Raw genomic sequence first — 584 nt, forward strand, 5'->3', positions numbered from 1 at the left:
GCTTCATGGTGATGACCGAGACGACGATCAGCGCGATGATGAAGACGACGCCGGCGGAGGCCGCCATGGCGATCTTTTCGTTCTCGATGTAGGGCTTGAGGTAAGGCAGGACCGGCTTGTAGAAGAAGAACGCCGCCGCGGCTGCTGCTGCCCAGGAGACGACGGACAGGATTTCGCGCGAGAAGCCGCGAACCATGGCGAGCATCGCCGAGACCAGAGTGAAGCCGACGAGAATTCCGTCAAGCAGCGTAATCGGCATGTCTTTCGCCCCACTCCATGAGCCGCATTATAGCGCGGAGCATCGGGTTTTCCCAAAACCGGTTCCCGCCCTTGGGTCCGATGCTCTAGTCTTCTACGTCCACGCGGCTTCGGCGTGAGCCGGCTATGCGTGCCACGAGGTCGGCAAGCTCGGTCGGCTGGAAAGAACCGGCCCCGATCCCCCCGGCCAATTCCCCGCTGCCCGAGGGCAGAACCGCGCTTCCAAAACCCAGCTTTTCGGCTTCCTTGAGGCGCTGTTGCGCATGCGCAACCGGCCTCACGGCGCCCGAAAGGCTGATTTCGCCGAAATAGACGCAATCGGCGGG

At 62.5% G+C, this 584-nt stretch carries 1 protein-coding gene and 1 pseudogene; both read right to left on the reverse strand.

The features are described from left to right. The coding region (locus EN935_RS39390) for a CvpA family protein (RefSeq protein ID WP_206534720.1) at positions 1-259 on the reverse strand (259 nt) is incomplete at its 3' end. An 85-nt stretch (positions 260-344) separates the two neighbouring features. Further along, positions 345-584: pseudogene (locus EN935_RS39395) on the reverse strand (DNA repair protein RadA); the annotation flags it as partial.

Origin of the sequence: Mesorhizobium sp. M7D.F.Ca.US.004.03.1.1, from assembly GCF_003998635.1 — a bacterium.
In the GTDB taxonomy this organism is placed as follows: Bacteria; Pseudomonadota; Alphaproteobacteria; order Rhizobiales; family Rhizobiaceae; genus Mesorhizobium; species Mesorhizobium loti.